13 protein-coding genes are annotated in these 14842 nt (G+C 68.4%); 5 read left to right on the top strand and 8 right to left on the bottom strand.

Annotated elements, in window-relative coordinates; genetic code table 11:
• The first annotated feature begins 101 nt into the window (after window positions 1-101).
• Entirely contained in the window at window positions 102-980 is an 879-nt protein-coding gene (locus F0U63_RS22425) for a class I SAM-dependent methyltransferase (protein WP_395847947.1), read from the top strand.
• Window positions 981-991: 11 nt separating this feature from the next.
• Here F0U63_RS22425 and F0U63_RS22420 read toward each other — a convergent pair whose 3' ends face one another.
• From F0U63_RS22420 to F0U63_RS22410, 3 genes are read right to left on the bottom strand one after another with little or no spacing between them, the layout of a single operon-like run.
• A complete protein-coding gene (locus F0U63_RS22420; RefSeq protein WP_395847946.1) occupies window positions 992-2290 on the bottom strand; it encodes a glycosyltransferase in 1299 nt (432 codons plus the stop codon).
• A 53-nt stretch (window positions 2291-2343) separates the two neighbouring features.
• The gene (locus F0U63_RS22415; protein ID WP_395847945.1) at window positions 2344-3411 is read right to left on the bottom strand and encodes a terpene synthase; all 1068 of its coding nucleotides are present in this window, start codon (window positions 3409-3411) and stop codon (window positions 2344-2346) included.
• Window positions 3411-4793 (bottom strand): cytochrome P450, encoded by a 1383-nt coding sequence (locus F0U63_RS22410; RefSeq protein WP_395847944.1) that lies wholly within the window; start codon window positions 4791-4793, stop codon window positions 3411-3413. The genes F0U63_RS22415 and F0U63_RS22410 overlap by 1 nt, the downstream gene beginning before the upstream one ends.
• 235 nt (window positions 4794-5028) lie before the next feature.
• Here F0U63_RS22410 and F0U63_RS22405 point away from each other — a divergent pair, with 235 nt between their 5' ends.
• Window positions 5029-8157 carry a triple tyrosine motif-containing protein gene (locus tag F0U63_RS22405; RefSeq protein WP_395847943.1) on the top strand — a complete coding sequence of 1043 codons (3129 nt, stop codon included), beginning with the start codon at window positions 5029-5031 and terminating at the stop codon, window positions 8155-8157.
• 118 nt (window positions 8158-8275) lie between these two features.
• Window positions 8276-8695 carry a hypothetical protein gene (locus F0U63_RS22400; RefSeq protein ID WP_395847942.1) on the top strand — a complete coding sequence of 140 codons (420 nt, stop codon included), beginning with the start codon at window positions 8276-8278 and terminating at the stop codon, window positions 8693-8695.
• Between the two features lie 93 nt (window positions 8696-8788).
• Here the strand turns inward: F0U63_RS22400 and F0U63_RS22395 are convergent, their stop codons facing one another.
• The 3 genes from F0U63_RS22395 to F0U63_RS22385 form a co-directional block, all read right to left on the bottom strand.
• A complete protein-coding gene (locus F0U63_RS22395; RefSeq protein ID WP_395847941.1) occupies window positions 8789-9703 on the bottom strand; it encodes a S1C family serine protease in 915 nt (304 codons plus the stop codon).
• Between the two features lie 15 nt (window positions 9704-9718).
• Window positions 9719-10615: a S1C family serine protease gene (locus tag F0U63_RS22390; protein ID WP_395847940.1), complete on the bottom strand. Its 897-nt coding sequence runs from the start codon at window positions 10613-10615 to the stop codon at window positions 9719-9721.
• A gap of 108 nt (window positions 10616-10723) precedes the next feature.
• On the bottom strand, window positions 10724-11362 hold the full coding sequence (locus F0U63_RS22385; protein WP_395847939.1) for a LuxR C-terminal-related transcriptional regulator: 639 nt from the start codon (window positions 11360-11362) through the stop codon (window positions 10724-10726).
• A gap of 251 nt (window positions 11363-11613) precedes the next feature.
• Between F0U63_RS22385 and F0U63_RS22380 the strand changes: the two genes are divergently transcribed.
• On the top strand, window positions 11614-12357 hold the full coding sequence (locus F0U63_RS22380; protein WP_395847938.1) for a polysaccharide lyase: 744 nt from the start codon (window positions 11614-11616) through the stop codon (window positions 12355-12357).
• A 57-nt stretch (window positions 12358-12414) separates the two neighbouring features.
• On the top strand, window positions 12415-12741 hold the full coding sequence (locus F0U63_RS22375) for an antibiotic biosynthesis monooxygenase family protein (RefSeq protein ID WP_395847937.1): 327 nt from the start codon (window positions 12415-12417) through the stop codon (window positions 12739-12741).
• Window positions 12742-12765: 24 nt separating this feature from the next.
• Here F0U63_RS22375 and F0U63_RS22370 read toward each other — a convergent pair whose 3' ends face one another.
• Complete coding sequence (locus tag F0U63_RS22370) at window positions 12766-14175, bottom strand: RluA family pseudouridine synthase (RefSeq protein WP_395847936.1); 1410 nt, start codon at window positions 14173-14175, stop codon at window positions 12766-12768.
• A gap of 157 nt (window positions 14176-14332) precedes the next feature.
• Entirely contained in the window at window positions 14333-14755 is a 423-nt protein-coding gene (locus tag F0U63_RS22365) for a VOC family protein (RefSeq protein ID WP_395847935.1), read from the bottom strand.
• Between the last annotated feature and the right edge of the window lie 87 nt (window positions 14756-14842).

The following is a 14842-nucleotide window of genomic DNA, read 5'->3' as shown; positions in this document are numbered from 1 at the left end:
CCCAGAACGGACAGGGAGTAATGCATGATCGTAACGCTTGCACTCCGGCCGCGACCGGCTTATCCGGCGGCGGCAAACCAGGCGAAACCGAGGAAAACGAGATGAGTCTCCGCAACTATGACAATATCAGCCCCACGGCCAAGCTGGTCGCCGAGATGCGGCGCCATTCCGACATTCCCTTCGCCGAGGAAATCGCCACGCGCATGGGTTCCGCGGAGCTGGTGCGGGCGATGCTGGACGGAGAGGCCCCCGCTCCCGAGCTGCTGAGCTGGATGGCACCGACGATCGAGGCCCGCTACAAGAGCCTGGAGACGGCCCTCAAGGCTTCTGGCATCAAGCAGGTCGTGGAACTGGGGAGCGGCTTCGCGTTCCGCGGTGACGCCATGAACCGCACCACACCCCTGCGCTATATCGAAACAGACCTTCCCGAGATGCACGAAACCCGGCTGCACCTGCGCAACGAATTGCGGCGGGACGGCGTGCTTCCGGCCCAGGAGCACGTGGTCTTCGCGCCCTTGAACGCGGTGGCTCCCGGCGATGGCGACGTCCTGGAGCAGCACCTCGTCCCGGGCGAACCGGTGGCGGTGATTCACGAGGGGCTGTTCCAATACTTCACCCGGGACGAGAAAAGGGCGGCGGCCCTGCGGATCGCCGGGCTCCTGAAGCGCCACGGCGGAGTCTGGCTGACCCCGGACTTCGAGCTGAGCGACGACGGCTCCCGGGAGCGCTGGACCCATCCCCACTTCGCGCGAATCTTCTCGTTGATCGCCCGTTCCACCCAGAGCAACCTGCGCGACGCGGGCTTCTCCCGCGTGGACGAGGTGAAGGACTTCTTCTCGAAGCTGGGCTTCCGCGTCACGCCCCGTGCGCAGATCGACGGCACCTTCGCGCTCTCCTCCGCGGACCGCGTCGGCACGACCCCGGCGCAACTCGACATCCTTCGCCGGAGCCGCATCCTCTGGGAGCTGCGTCTGGACTGACATCGAGCGGCTCAAGAGCGCGGAGGAGCGCCCGGCAGGCGCTCCTCGATGATGCGGACGGCGGTGGCGGTGCCATCTTCCCGCCGCATCAGCTCTCCCAGCCTGCTCGCCCGGGCGCGCACCGCGCCGTCCTGGATGTGGCGCAGCGCCTGGGTGAGCCGCTCCGCGGTGAGCTGCTTGAACGGCATGCTGTAGCCGACACCGAGCGCCGTCACCCGGTTTCCCCAGAAGGGCTGATCATTGCAGATCGAGCAGATGACCGTGGGCAACCCGGCACGCAGCGTGGCCGCGGTGGTTCCCGCGCCGCCGTGGTGGACGGTCGCGCTGCAGCGCGCGAACAGCCAATCATGGTCCACGGAGCGCGTGATGAAGATGCTCTCGGGCACGCGGAGCGCCGCGATCTCCTCCGCGCTCCAGCTCGCGCCAATGGCGAAGCGGACGCCCAGCGTGTTCGCGACCTCGACGGCCAGACGCAGCATCCCGGCCTTGTCCATCAGGGGCAGCCGCCAGTAACCCAGGTAGATGGGCGGTGGCCCCTCGTCCAGCCAGCGGATGAGCTCCGGCGACGGGACGCCGCCCGCGTTGACGCGGACGTCCGGGGGCATCATCCAGGGACCGGTGATGACATTCGCGGCGCTCCAATCGGACGGACGCGGGACGAGATGACTGCTGTAGCAATGCAGGATCGGCGTTCCGGCGCGCCATAGCTTCTCCCGCATCGAGATGGCCGTTGGCGGCAGCCCGAGCTCCGCACGCCAGCCATTGATGAGGCGCTTCTGCCCCTGCCAGTAGAACGTCTCGAGAAGAGAGTGTGTGAGCCGGTTCATCGCGCGCAGCGGCAGCTGGCGCGCGGAGAGGAACGGGCTGGGGAACTCCGACGTCGGCAGCATCGGCATGGTGTACCCGGGGATCAAGGGCACCCCGAGCTTCTCCGCGATGCAGGCGGCACTGTCCTCGATCACCAGGTTCGCGACGATGGCGTCGGCGCCCTCGCAAGCAGCCAGGAGCTCGCGGTGCATCCGAGGCTTGAGCCTGCTGTCGATCCCCACCCCTTCCCCGGCCAGCATCCGCATGAACCTGGCCGTGTTGTCGGAGCCGGCCATCCACCGGATGCCCTCCTCCGACTGGAACCACTCCTCGTAATCCGCCGAGACGGGGACATACCGGACGCCGCCGTGCGCGACCATGTCGGCGAAGCCACGGGACGTGGCGACACACACCTCGTGACCGCGGCGCTGCAAGGCGACCGCCAGGGCGATGAAGGGCTGCACGTCCCCACGCGTCCCCAATACCAACACGCTGATCTTCATCGCTCGTTCCTTTCAGCGCCCGTGAAGCGCGAGGGCGGGGCTCGCGCGGCCGGTCAGGGACTCACGGTCGTCCGGGTGATCGCTTGCGCCAGATCGATGCTCGCGCCCAGGTGCAGGTCCTGGATGAAGCCCCGGCCCGCGATGGGTTGGGTGTGCTCGGACCTGGTGGAGTAACGAACACACTCGGCATGTGAATAGACGCAGCCGTGGATCATGAGCTCGAGGCAGTGGACGTACCGATCCATATGGGCACGATCGGCGGCACCGAGCCCGAGGGTCTCGTAGAGGGCGGGCATCCCGGCCTTGACGTCGAGGAACAGCTGGACCTTCTCGTCGACCAGGGCCGCGGTGCGCTGCAGGGCCTGGGCGGTGGTGAGGTTCTCCGAGCGCTCCATGGCGAGGATCACGTTGACTTCCTGCTGGTGCCGGTCCTTGGGCAGGGAGAAGACATCGTTCTGCAGGATGACGATGTCGATGACGCACTGGCGCATGTCCTGGATCTGGGCGGTGCCAAAGAGCGCCTCGGGCACCTCGAACCCCTCCGCGACCTCGATGAGATCGATCACGGCGTCCATGCTGATGTCGAGGCGGCGGATCTCGAACGCGGTCCGCGTGTCGATCTGGCCGAGGCGGTTGCGGTAGGTGGTCATCCGCAGCACCCCGATGAAGAACCACTTCAGGTCATCGCGGAAGCGGGCCATCCAGGCCGGGGACATCTTCTGGGAGAGCCGCTGGAGGATGTCCGTGATGCCCCGCGCGCAGGCGTCTTCCCTCGGGGTGGCGGACGTGTCGTAGAGAACGCCAATCATGTTCTCGGTGATTCGAGCCACCCGCTCCGGCTGGTTGCCGAGGGGGCCGGCGAACTGGTCATCATAGAGGAAGCCCCAGGTCATCCAGTCCGTGGCCAGGTCCAGGTTGGCACCGCGCGCGGTGGGCAGACAGTGACCGGTGAGCCGTCCCCAGTTCCACGCCTCCAGATACCGGAGCGCGGTGTCTGTGGTGGCCAGGCCCATCTGGCGGGCCCAGGCGATGCTGTGACGTTGGGCCTGTTCGATGTCGGGGCTGAGGTCGCGAGGGAACGGGAAGTTGAATTCGATCGCGGCACGCTGGGTATCAATCATCAGTGGCCCTCCTGCGGGGCGGGTGTGGCGGAACGAGGGACGGCGGTCATCAAGACCTGGTTGGGCCGCAAGACCGAGCGGGGGACCTCCCAGACGCGGTGGCCGGGCACCGGAACGAGCCGCCACCGGGCGGCGATGGTGGCGACGGCGATCACCATCTCGGTGCGGGCGAAGTAGTCACCAATGCACTTGTGCTTCCCGTCACCGAAGGGGATGAAGGCGTGACGAGGCGTCTTCTGCATCCGTTCCGGCAGCCACCGGTCGGGGTCGAAACGCAACGGCTCGGGGTAGAGGCCTGGGTGGCGGTGGACCATCATCGGGCTGACGATGACCTCGGCCCCGGCCGGCAGACGGGTGCCCGCCAGTTCCACGTCACGGGTGGCGCGCCTCATCAGCAGCCAGGCGATCGGGTAGCGGCGCAGCGTCTCGGTCACCACGTTCTGGATGTACGGCAGCCGGGGCAGGTCCTCCACGGTGACGGGCCTGCCACCCAGCACGGCGTCCACCTCGGCGTGGATCCGCGCTTCCACCTCGGGGAGGCGTCCCACTTCGTGGAAGAGCCAGGTCAACGCGGTCGCCGTGGTCTCGGACCCGGCGACGAACAGGCCGGCGATCTCCATCCGGAGCTGCTCATCGCTCATGCCCTTGCCGGTCTCGTCATCCTGTGCCGCCAACAACGCGGACAGCAGATCTCCCTGATCGCGGCCATCCTCGCGCCGCGAGTCGATGAACGTATTGATGATCTCGTCGAACCGGGCTTTCTTGCGCACGAAGGCCCGGTTGACTGGCATTGGCAGCCGCTCGAAGAAACGGCCAGGCAGCACGGTGTGCAGCCCCACCCACGCGTTGGCGGCGTCGATGTAATCGCCGATCTCGGCGGCGATGCTCTCCTCGGTGTTCGCGCCGAACAGCGTCCGGGTGACGGCATTGAGCGTCAGGCGATGCATCTCCTGGCGCAACGGGATGCGGACCCCTGGCGACCACCCGGCGATCTGCGCTTCGGCTTGCCGATGGATGATCTCCATGTAGCCGTGGATGCGCGACCGCTGGAACCCCGGCTGCAAGAGTTTTCGTTGCTGCCGGTGGAAGGTTCCGTTGGAGACGATGAGCCCCTTGCCAATGGCGGCCGTCGCCTTGTCGAAGACGCGCCCTCTCTCGAAGCTGTCGGCGTGAGTGACCAGCACCTGATGGATGCACTCGGGAGAGGTGACCACATACAAGGGCGACGAGCCGATCCGGAGCTGGACGATGTCACCGAACGCACGCAACGACTGCAGATAAGCGATAGGCAGGCGCAGCAGCCGGAGCGCATGACCCAGCAGCGGCAACCCTCCTGGCACCTCTGGGGCAATGGCAGTGGACAGAGGGGTCACGGTGTCCATGGGGGGGAACACTCCTCGCTGGGTGATACCCAAGAGCGGCAACGGCCCGCGTCGGGTGAGCGGAAACTCGGTGAGGAAAGCCTGGGGGAAGGCCAGGTTGTCCTAACGGATTCTGATCTAGCAGGCAACGCTAGTTTTCTCCCGATTGCTGAGAAAACCGATTGAAACGATTTGATGAGCCAGACGAGGAGCGCCCCGCCGACGTGATCGCGCCCGGGGCGGGCATGGAAGCACCGTGCGCGATCGGCCATACTTCGCCGCCTGCCCGAAACCCATGCGTCTCCGGTCGTCCTTCATCACCCTCCTGCTCGCACTGGCCGCTTCGCTGCACCCCTGCGACGCCGCGGCCACGTCCCTCGACCCCTACGCCTACAGCCAGTTCTCGGCAAACGACGGCGCGCCCGCCGACATCTGGACGCTGGAGCAGGCGCCCACGGGCTACCTCTGGCTCGGCACCGGCATGGGCCTCTATCGCTTCGATGGTGTCCGCTTCGACCGCTATCCGCTGCGGGAGGGGCAGCGGCTCCCCTCCTCCAACATCAACGCGCTCAAGGTGCTGCCCAACGGCGACATCTGGCTGGGTTTCTTCGCCGGAGGCGCGGCGCGACTGCGTGATGGCCGCGCCACCGTTTTCGGCCCCCGCGAGGGGATGCCGCCCGGCCGTGTGCTGAGGTTCGCCTTCACCCCGGACGGTGCGCTCTGGGCCGCCGCCGCGAGCGGATTGGCGAGGTATGAGGCGGGGCAATGGCGTGCCGTGGGCCAGGAATGGGGCTACGACGACGGCGCCGCGGAATACGTCTACGTCGATCGGCGTGGCGTGCTGTGGGTCTGCACGCCACGCCGGCTGCTCTTCCTCCGTCCGGGGGAGCGTCGGTTCCAGGACACGGGAGAAACGATCTCCCGAAGTGCCGTGCTCGCGGAGGGCCCCGACGGCCGGCTCTGGCTGAGCGAGGATCTCCAGGGGACGCGTCCTCTGCCGGATCATGCCCGGTCCGTCCCGCCGGGCACCGCGCCAGCATCCTCAGCGGCTCCGCCAGCGTCCGACACGTCCTCGTCACCTTCCACCGCGGGCGAGCCTGTCTTCGCACGGGCCAAGCAGATGCTGTTCGCCCGCGACGGCAGCCTCTGGCTCACCGTCTGGGGTGCCGGCATCTGGCGGCTGCCCTCCCCGGCCCGCATTCCGACCGGGCGTGGCCTGCGCCCCTCGGATCCGCTGGAGAAGTTCGAGCAGCCCGATGGACTGGCCTCCCCGGTGGTGGTGCCGGTGCTCGAGGACACCGAGGGCACCGTGTGGGTGGGCACGAACGCCGGGCTGGCGAGTTTCCGCAAGAAGCGCTTGCAGGACATCGCCGAGCTGGCGTCCGCGTCTCAAGGGGGCTTCACGCTCGCGGTTCTGGATACCCGGGTGCTGGTGGGCAACCAGCAGACCTCGCTGGTGGTGGACCCTCCCACCCCAGCTCGCGCCTACGGCGGTCCGGTGCCGAACCGCACGGCCAGCTACGCCGCCGATGGCGCGCTGTGGTGGTTCAAGGGACAGGAGGTGTTTCGGTACGCGGGCGACACGCTGCGGAAGTTCGAGCTGCCCGCCGACACCGTTGATTCGCATGTGGTGGCCTTCCTCCCGAACGGCGAGGACGGCATGTGGCTGTCCATCGTCGGTCATGGGCTCTTCGTCGCGACCCCCGAGGGCATCCGGCCCGAAAGGCGGTTCGGCGACAGCCCCGCCCCCAACGCCATGGCGCTCGGTTCCGGCGACGTGGTCTGGCTGGCGTTCGAGGACGAAGTGGTCCGGTGGTCCGGCGGCCACCCGACCCGGTACGGCGCGGGCGATGGGCTGGCAATCGGCCGCGCCACCACGATCCACGCGACGGACAAGAACCTGTTGGTCGCTGGCGAAAGCGGGGTCGCGCGTTTCGACGGCCAGCGCTTCGCGACGATTCTGGAAAGCCGGAACCCCGTCTTTGGTCTCATCACCGGCATCGTCGAGTCCCTGAACGGGGACCTGTGGATGAATGGCGGGCGGGGCGTGGTCCAGGTGAAGGCCGGCGACATCGAAAGGATGTTCTCGCGGACCGGCGGTGCGCTGGACTACCGCCTGCTCGACTGGCGCGACGGGCTGCCCGGCATCGCCATGCAGGCGGGCCCGGTCCCCACGGCGGTGAGGGATCAGCGCGGCCGGTTGTGGTTCGCGACCAACCGCGGCGTCGCGTGGCTGGACCCGACCGCGTTGCTCAGGAACGAGCATCCCCCCCGGACCGAGATCCAAAGCGTGCGGGCCGGCGACCGGACCTATCTCGCCGGGGACGACCTGCATCTGCCGGAAGGCACCCACAGCGTGACGCTGCGCTACACCGCGGTCACGCTCGCGGCGGCGGACCGGGCACGCTTCCGCTACCGGATGGAGGGCGTGGACGGCGAGTGGCACGACGGCGGCTCGCTGCGCGAGGCGACCTACGCCAATCTCACCCACGGCCGCCATCGGTTCCACGTTGTCTCCTCCAACGGTGACGACGTGTGGGACGAAACCGGCGCCACGCTGGACTTCACCATCGAGCCCACCCTGGTCCAGACGAAGGCGTTCGCCGTGGCCTGCGTGGTCGCCTTGTTGGCCCTCGTCTGGGGCGCGTACCGGATGCGAGCGCGCGCCATCGAGAACCAGGTCCAGTTGCGACTGGAAGAGCGCCACCGCGAACGGGAGCGGATTGCCCGGGAGCTGCACGACACGCTGCTCCAGGGCGTGCAAGGCCTGGTGCTTCAGTTCGACAGCGTGGCCAAGCGCATCGTCGATCCCGAACTCAACGAAAGGATGGAGCGCGCGATCGTGAAGGCCGAGGGCCTGATCGCCGCCGCGCGCGACCGGGTCTCCGATCTGCGCGCGACTGACGGGCCGCTCGGCACGGCGCTCGATTGTGCGGCGCGGGAAGTGGCGGACGGAAAGCTCCTCGTCCACGTCTCCGTCACCGGCGACGAAAGGCCGCTGCGCGCCGCCGCCCGCGACGAGCTGCTCATGCTCGCCCGGGAGGCGGTGGCCAACGCGGTACGCCACGCGAAGGCCCGGTCCATCGCCGTGTCCCTGACCTATGACGAGCACCGCGTGCGCCTGTGCGTGAAGGATGACGGCACGGGCCTGGACCCCAGCTATGCCAACCAGCACGGCAAGCCGGGCCGCTACGGCATCAAGGGCATGTTCGAGCGCGTCAGGCGCCTGGGTGGAGCGCTGCGGATCTTCAGTGCGCCGGAGGGTGGCACGGAGGTGGAAGTGCGGATCCACGCGGCCTCCGCCTACGCGGAAGCTTCATCCGGCCCTCCCTCCGGGCTGTTGCACCGGTGGATGAAACGGCTCAAGGCCGCCAGTCCTGAATGACCCACCCGCCGGGCAACACCCCACCACCGCGGCCGTGCGCTTCAGCCGCGGAGAATAAGGAAGGAGGAACAGCCTGTTGCTGCGTTGAACGGTGACGGAGTGGACGAGGAGGGAACCGGTGCTGAACGAAACCAAGACAACGGCTTCGCAAGACGTGGGTCGCTGGATTCTGGGCACATTCATGACAGGGGCTGGCACGGGCCACCTCACCTTCGAGCGGGCGCCTTTTCAGGCGCAAGTGCCCGACTGGGTGCCGATGGACAAGGACACCGTGGTCCTGCTCTCGGGGGTGGTCGAGATTGGACTCGGGCTGTCCTTGATCCTCAGTACACGGCACAAGGTCCCCATGGGACTGGGCCTGGCGGCATTCTACGCGCTGATCTTTCCCGGCAATCTGCACCAGTACGCCAAGCGCATTTCCGCGTTCGGTCTGGATACGGATACCAAGCGGTTTCTACGGCTGTTCTTCCAGCCCGTGTTGATGGGGTGGGCGCTGTGGTCCACCGGTGCCTGGAAGGCGTTGCGGCAAAGGTCATGAGGCCGCTCCCGGGGCGGCAGCGAGCAGGCAGGTCAGCGCTGGCTGGCCGGCAAGCAGCGCCGCCTCGGCTTTCCGCCCGACCCTCGCGGGCGCTCACGCCGCCTTGCTGTGCTCGCGAGGCGTGGTGCGGGCTCGCAAGGTGCGGCGCCGCCCCTGGCGCAACACCTCCAGGCGGACCTCCGGCCCGGTGGCGAGCGCCAGCAGGCGCTGGACGTCGTCCACGTTCGTGACGGGCCACTCATCGATGCCCAGCAGCAGATCGTCCACCTCGAGCCCCGCGCCGGCCGCGGGCGTGCCCTGGCCCACCTTCAGGATGCGCACCGCGCGAAGCTGCCCCGCCTCCTGGGCTCTCTGGGCCGGCAGGGTGATGGCCGTGGCGGCGATGCCGAGGAAGCGCCGTTCCACCTTGCCACGTTGGATGAGCAGGCTGGCCACCCAGGCCGCCGTGGTGGCGCTCACCGCGAAGCCGATGCCTTGCGCGTACGGCAGCACCAGCGTGTTGATGCCCACCACCTGTCCGCGCATGTTGAGCAAGGGCCCTCCCGAGTTGCCCGGGTTGATGGCCGCGTCCGTCTGCAACAGGCCCTCGAGGATCACCCCGTCCGGCAGCGGCAGGGTGCGGTTGATGGCGCTCACCACGCCCATCGACACCGACTGCTCCAGGCGGAAGGGGTTGCCGATGGCCATCACCACCTGCCCCACGCGCACGTCGTGGGGATCCGCCAGCGGCAGCGTGGGGAACTTCGCGCCATCCTCGGCGCGCACCACCGCCAGGTCCGTGGGGGCGTCCGCGCCCACGAGCTCGGCGCGCACCTCGCGGCCATCGTGCAGCTCCAGCGCGAGCCGGCCCCGGCTGCGCACCACGTGCCGGTTGGTGAGGACGTAGCCATCCGGTGTCAGGAAGAGGCCCGTGCCGTGGCCCTGCGCGTGCTGCACCGCCACCACCGCGGGCATCGCCTTGGCGACGAGCGACTCGAGCTCGTCGGAGAACTGTTGGAGCAACTTCATGGCGTCACTCTCCCTTCACGAACGCTTGCCGAGCGAGACGGGCACCTCGCGCACCTCGCCCGCGCGCAGGACCCTCGCCTGCACCTGGGTGCCCACCTTCTCGTCGCCGAGGTAGCCGAGCAGCTCCTCGATGCTGTGCAACGGCTGGCCTCCGAGGCTCACCAGCACGTCCCCCATCATCAGCCCGGCCTTGTCGGCGGGGCCCCCGGGCTCGACGGAGAGGAAGATGAGCCCGTTCTCTCCACCCGCGCGCTCCCAGAGGCCCTGGGGCAGCCGCACGGGGTGCGCTCCCACGCCGAGGTAGCCCCGGCGGATGCCTCCGTGCTGCCTCAACGCCTGGGCGACCCGGCCGAGCGTCTCTCCGGGAAGGACGACCGCCGCCGTGCGCGACAGGGCCGCCGTCGGCATGCCGAGCAGGCGCCCCCGGGTGTCCACCAGCGCCCCCCCGGAGAAGCCGGGAGGCAGGTCCGCGTCCGTCTCCAGGTAGCGGTCGACGCGGCCTCCCGCGTAGGTGCGCCAGCTCTCGCCGAACGCGCTGACGATGCCCAGCGTCGCGCGCGCGGTGCGGCCGGGACGGCCCAGGGCGAGCACCAGGTGACCCACCTTGAGGCCCTCGAGCGGCACGGGCGCCAGCGGCGTGAGTCCCGAGGCGTCCGCCTTGAGCAGGGCGAGATCCGTGGACGGATCCCTCCCGACGAGCTCGGCCGGAACGGTACGGCCATCGGCGAGGCCCACGGTAATGGAGCCCTCCTGCTCGAGGGCATGGTGGGTGGTGAGGATGTGTCCCTCCGCGTCCCAGACGATGCCGGTGGCACCGGGGCGGCGGCGGGCCTCGACCCGGACGAGGCCGGGGGCGATGCGCTCGACGATGGAGGCGAGGGACTCGGAGAAGGCGCTGAGCTCGGCGGACATGGAGGGAGATTCCTTTCGCTTGAAAGCTAAAGGCCTCGCCCGCGCGGCACATCGGCGAGATGGATGGGCCGCGACCTGCCCGAATGGGTAGTCCCCCTCCCCTTCCGGTCAGATCGTCACGAGCCCCAGGCGCGCTGCCCGGACGACGGCCTCCGTTCGCCGCTGCACGCCCAGCTTGGCGAGCACCGCGTTCACATGGAACTTCGCGGTGTGCTCGCTGATGTCGAGCCGTTCGGCGATGGCCTTGTTGGACAGGCCCTCGGCGAGCAGCGCGAGCACCTCGCGCTCGCGGGGTGTCAGGCCCTCGGGCGTCGAGGTGGGCGCCGAGCCGCGCGGTGTGGCTCGCAGCGCGGCGAGGGCCGGGTCGAACACGGTGAGTCCTCGCGCCACGGCTCGGAGCGCGGCGAGCAGCGCGGCGGGAGCCACGTCCCGGAAGAGCAACCCCCGGGCCCCCGCGGAGAGCGCGCCTTCTCCCGCGGCCTCATCGGGCACGAGCGCGAGCACGGGCGCCCCCAGCTCCGGAGCCTCGAGCCGCCCTCCGGGCCCGGCCGGGTGCAGGCCCACGTCCCACAGCACGACGTCGGGAGCGGCCTCGGAACTCGAGGACTCCACCTCCGCCAGGGGACCGGACGCCGTGACCACGACGTCACTCCCCTGCTCCGAGAGGGCCCGGGAGAGCGCACCCCGGGCGAGCGGGTCCTCGGCGACCAGGGTGAGGCGGACGGGTGTGGCGTCGGAGTCCCGCACGGTTCTTCTGCCTAACGGGCACCCGCGCGCTTTGCCCGGCCTGGTCCACGGCGCGGGTCCACCGTGTCCGGCCCGGTGACACGTGAAAGCAAGGAAACTCCCTCTAAATGGGGATACCGGGATGACCCCTGACCCGCTAGTTTGATTCGGGTTCCTGGTCGTGATGCAGGGCATGTCCCGACTGCGACAGGAACCCGGCCACTCCTTCATCTTCATTTCCCCCGAGTTCAATGAAAATCAAAAACATTGGAATGACTGTTGGCATCGCCCTGCTCTCGCTGTCCTCGGTGGCGCGAGCCGAAGAGATCTTCCACAACACTGGCACCGTCTCTGGCTGGAACTCCATCAACAAGGAGCACAAGGGCTCTGTGACCGAGGTGACGAATGTCACCTATTCGGGACCGACCGCCATCAAGGTGACGCAGATCTACGATCCCTCGTACAGCGGCCGCTACCATTCGGAGGTCGTGAAGAACAACGTGTATCGTCGCGGCGACACCGGCTTCTACGGCTTCGCGTTCCGCCTGCAGCAGGACTGGCAGTTCCAACCCCAGTCGTACAACCTCGCCCAGTTCATCGCGGATTTCTCCAATACCGGCTGCGATGACTACATGCCGTCCAGCATGATCTGGCTCTCGGGCAATCAACTCTTCACGCGCGTCAAGCAGGGCTCGGTCTGCTCTCAGAAGACCGTCACGTTCGGCAACCTCGCCACCGTCACCGCCGGGGTGTGGCACAAGGTCGTCATCCAGGCGAAGTGGGCGAGCGACGGCACGGGCTTCTACAAGCTCTGGTTCGATGGCCAGAAGGTCCTCGAGCAGTACAATCTGAGCACCACTGTGTCCGACGACCGGTACTTCCAGTTCCGCGTCGGCCTCTACGCGAACGGCTGGCACGACAACGGGTACATGCAGGGCAGCCAGGGGACTCGCAGCATCTGGTTCGACGAGATTGGCGCGGGCACGACCTTCGCCGACGCCGACCCCGATCAGTGAGGAGTCCCCCGGAGTAGACCTTGGGGCTGGCGATGCCATGTGCCAATGTCCAGGGCCATGAGCATTGCCAGCACACCCGAGCCGCCCTACGTGGCGGTCATCTTCACCTCCGTGCGCACTCCGATCGACGAGGGCTACGCGGTGACTTCCGAGGAGATGGTCTCCATGGCCGCGGCGCAGCCAGGCTTCCTGGGCATGGAGAGCGCCCGTGGCGCGGATGGGCTGGGCATCACCGTTTCGTACTGGCGGGACATGGAGTCGGTGCGCGCGTGGAAGACCGTGGCCGAACACCGCACGGCCCAACGGCTTGGCCGTGAGCGGTGGTACCGCGCGTACCGGACCCGCATCAGCTCGGTGGAGCGGGAGTACGGATTCTCGCTGTAGGCGCTCTCGAGAGGTGTCTCGAGATCAGAACGGAGGGAGGCTCTCCAGGTCGATGCGCTCGCCCGTGCGCGGATGGACGAAGGTCAGCGCCTCGGCGTGGAGCATCAGCCGTGTGTCTTGACCGGCTCCGTACAGGGAGTCTCCGACGATGGAGGCACTGAGCCCGAGCGGATGCGCTGCGTGGACTCGAAGCTGGTGGGAATGCCGGGTGCCAGGCAGGAACGAGACCCGGGTTCGTGTACCGGTTCGCTGTGTGACGCGCCACCCGGTCACCGCGCGCTTGCCGTGGGCGGGGTCGACGACCTGGCGGAATGTCTCTCCGCCTTCAGACCGGAGCGGCAGCTCGATGATGCCACTCTCGCCCGCCACGGTTCCTTCGAGCCAGGCGACATGACGGAGGTCCGCCTCATGGCGTGCGAAGAGCCGGTGGAGCGCCGCCAGGACCTCCAGGTCCTTCGCCACGAGCAGCAGCCCGGAGACTTCCGTGTCGAGCGCGTGCACGACGCGCGGCTTCAGCGCATCCGGGCAGCTCCGCTGGAGCCTGACGAGCACCGAGTCACGCAGCGGGGCATGGCGGCTGGGAAGCGAAGGAAGTCCAGCGGGCTTGTCCACGACGACGAGCCACCGGTCCTCGAACACGACTCGTGGTTCCGCCCGTGGCGCGCGGGCCGGAGGAGGCTCCACCGGCAACCCTTCGAGCATGTAGGGCAGCACCCTTCCACATTTGCTCTGACAGGCCGGGTAGTACCCACCCGCGTGCCGCTCTCCCGTAGGCGGCGGAGCGCCCCACCAGAACTCCGCGAGCGCCAGGGGCCTCAGCCCGTGCTGGTAGGCCCAAGCGAACAGCTTGGGCGCGGCGCAGTCTCCGGCACCACCGGGTGCTGGCTCGGGAGCGAACAGTGACGCCAAGGACTGGCGCTCTCCGCGCGCATTCGGAAGGACATACGTGCCAGTGAGCTGCCGCCAGAGCTGCCGTGAGCGCTCCGCGCGCTGGTAGCCGACGTCGGCCCGGCGCTCATCGGATGCGAGCAGTCCGGCATGCAGCAGCTCCAGCTCGCGCAACTCGGCCTGGCCCGCGGGCCAGAACGTGTCGAGCGCACCCGGGTCGAACAGGGGCGGCGCGAAGCCCGGGACGTGCCAGCGTCCTCCGAGCATGCCGGAGAACCCACGGAGGTAGCCGATGCGGCCGTCCTCCGTCGCGACCACCAGCACCCCGAACATCTTGCCGCCGCCCGGTGCCTCCAGCACCCGAGGGTCGACCCCCGCCAGCAGGTCGCCGCGACACAGGTGCGCCTGCAGCTCCTCGGCGGCGCGCCGCGCCAGGGGATGGGGAGGACCGGACTCGAACGGGCTCGCCAGTCGTACCGGCACCTCGTCCGGAGTAGGACGCGGCTCGAAGTACGTCACGACCTCCTGTGGGGGCGACTGTCTCACGGAGCCTCCCTCTACCAGCTCAGCACCGCTCTGCACCACGGACGGTGTCACTCACGGAAGGCGTCTCACTCCCACGGAAGGTGTCAAAGAACTCGTTTCGGCGCCGCATCCCTACGAGTCGTCTGACACCAGTCGTGAGAGTTGGAGGTGCTCTCCATCAGCTCGACTTGCCCCGGGCACTGTTGAACATCCAGTTGATGCCGAACTCGTCGCTCAGCGCGCCGAACAGTTCACCCCAGGGGGCGTCGACGAGGGGCTGGACGACCTTGCCGTTCGTCGCCAGCGCGTCGAAGCAGCGCCTGGCCTGCTCCGGATCGTCGAACTGGAGAGCGACGTTCACGCTCCCTCCCTGGGGTGGTGCCGACTCGGTGGGGCCGTCGCTCATCATCAGGAGCGCGTCGCCCACGCGCAGCGCCGCATGCATGACCCGGCTCTTCAGCGCCGTGGGACAGCTCGGATTACCGTCTCCGAAGCGCTGCAGCGCCTCGATCTTCGCGCCCAGGGCACTCTGGTAGAAGGCGATCGCCTGCTCGGCCCTGCCGTTGAGGATGAAGTACGGGGTGGCTGTTTTGATCGTCATGGCGGCTCCTTGTCAGTCGAGAAAACGGCTCCCTTTGGGAGCCTCGACCCAATAGACGGCGGAACCCGCCCGAAATCATCGGTCACC

Origin of the sequence: Cystobacter fuscus (genome assembly GCF_044360685.1) — a bacterium.
GTDB classification, from domain to species: domain Bacteria; phylum Myxococcota; class Myxococcia; order Myxococcales; family Myxococcaceae; genus Cystobacter; species Cystobacter fuscus_C.
Note: the sequence above shows the minus strand (reverse complement) of the source record. Positions and strands in the feature narration are given on the sequence as shown.

Bases quoted from the DNA above. Each gene is read 5' to 3' on its own strand.
- F0U63_RS22380 (WP_395847938.1), top strand. From the start codon at position 11,614: ATGACTGTTGGCATCGCCCTGCTCTCGCTGTCCTCGGTGGCGCGAGCC.
- F0U63_RS22395 (WP_395847941.1), bottom strand. From the start codon at position 9,703: ATGAAGTTGCTCCAACAGTTCTCCGACGAGCTCGAGTCGCTCGTCGCC.
- F0U63_RS22410 (WP_395847944.1), bottom strand. From the start codon at position 4,793: ATGGACACCGTGACCCCTCTGTCCACTGCCATTGCCCCAGAGGTGCCA.
- F0U63_RS22390 (WP_395847940.1), bottom strand. From the start codon at position 10,615: ATGTCCGCCGAGCTCAGCGCCTTCTCCGAGTCCCTCGCCTCCATCGTC.
- F0U63_RS22415 (WP_395847945.1), bottom strand. From the start codon at position 3,411: ATGATTGATACCCAGCGTGCCGCGATCGAATTCAACTTCCCGTTCCCT.
- F0U63_RS22365 (WP_395847935.1), bottom strand. From the start codon at position 14,755: ATGACGATCAAAACAGCCACCCCGTACTTCATCCTCAACGGCAGGGCC.
- F0U63_RS22425 (WP_395847947.1), top strand. From the start codon at position 102: ATGAGTCTCCGCAACTATGACAATATCAGCCCCACGGCCAAGCTGGTC.
- F0U63_RS22420 (WP_395847946.1), bottom strand. From the start codon at position 2,290: ATGAAGATCAGCGTGTTGGTATTGGGGACGCGTGGGGACGTGCAGCCC.
- F0U63_RS22375 (WP_395847937.1), top strand. From the start codon at position 12,415: ATGAGCATTGCCAGCACACCCGAGCCGCCCTACGTGGCGGTCATCTTC.